Genomic DNA, 1,331 nt, shown 5'->3' with positions numbered 1-1,331 from the left:
TGGGTGGCTGGTCGTTGTTTGAGAACTACACAGTGGACGCGAGCATCTGTGGCCAAGTTTTTAAGGGCGCACGGTGGATGCCTTGGCACCAGGAACCGATGAAGGACGTGAGAGGCCGCGATAGGCCCCGGGGAGCTGCCAACTGAGCTTTGATCCGGGGGTGTCCGAATGGGGAAACCCGGCAGTCGTCATGGGCTGTCACCCACTGCTGAACACATAGGCAGTGTGGAGGGAACGAGGGGAAGTGAAACATCTCAGTACCCTCAGGAAGAGAAAACAACCGTGATTCCGGGAGTAGTGGCGAGCGAAACCGGATGAGGCCAAACCGTATGCGTGTGATACCCGGCAGGGGTTGCGCATGCGGGGTTGTGGGAATGAGCTTCAGTCGTCTGCCGGCGGCTGGGCGAGTCAGAAACCGTTGATGTAGTCGAAGGACATGCGAAAGGTCCGGCGTAGAGGGTAAGACCCCCGTAGACGAAACATCAGCGGCTTGCTTGCTCATCTCCCAAGTAGCACGGGGCCCGAGAAATCCCGTGTGAATCTGGCGGGACCACCCGCTAAGCCTAAATATTCCCTGGTGACCGATAGCGGATAGTACCGTGAGGGAATGGTGAAAAGTACCGCGGGAGCGGAGTGAAATAGTACCTGAAACCGTGTGCCTACAAGCCGTGGGAGCGTCGGACATCAGCTTGCTGGTGTCTCGTGACTGCGTGCCTTTTGAAGAATGAGCCTGCGAGTTAGCGGTGTGTAGCGAGGTTAACCCGTGTGGGGAAGCCGTAGCGAAAGCGAGTCCGAATAGGGCGATTGAGTTGCACGCTCTAGACCCGAAGCGGAGTGATCTAGCCATGGGCAGGTTGAAGCGGAGGTAAGACTTCGTGGAGGACCGAACCCACCAGGGTTGAAAACCTGGGGGATGACCTGTGGTTAGGGGTGAAAGGCCAATCAAACTCCGTGATAGCTGGTTCTCCCCGAAATGCATTTAGGTGCAGCGTCGTGTGTTTCTTGCCGGAGGTAGAGCACTGGATAGGCGATGGGCCCTACCGGGTTACTGACCTTAGCCAAACTCCGAATGCCGGTAAGTGAGAGCACGGCAGTGAGACTGTGGGGGATAAGCTCCATGGTCGAGAGGGAAACAGCCCAGAGCATCGACTAAGGCCCCTAAGCGTACGCTAAGTGGGAAAGGATGTGGAGTCGCAGAGACAACCAGGAGGTTGGCTTAGAAGCAGCCACCCTTGAAAGAGTGCGTAATAGCTCACTGGTCAAGTGATTCCGCGCCGACAATGTAGCGGGGCTCAAGCGTACCGCCGAAGTCGTGTCATTGCAGCAATACT

General features: G+C 56.9%; 1 rRNA gene (cut by a window edge). It reads left to right on the top strand.

Annotated elements, in window-relative coordinates:
* Positions 1-50 precede the first annotated feature (50 nt).
* Positions 51-1,331: ribosomal RNA gene (locus tag ACFTXQ_RS36410) — 23S ribosomal RNA — on the top strand (it continues 1,494 nt past the right edge of the window).

Origin of the sequence: Streptomyces sp. NPDC057010 (assembly GCF_042673805.1) — a bacterium.
Classification (GTDB): domain Bacteria; phylum Actinomycetota; class Actinomycetes; order Streptomycetales; family Streptomycetaceae; genus Streptomyces.
Note: the sequence above shows the minus strand (reverse complement) of the source record. Positions and strands in the feature narration are given on the sequence as shown.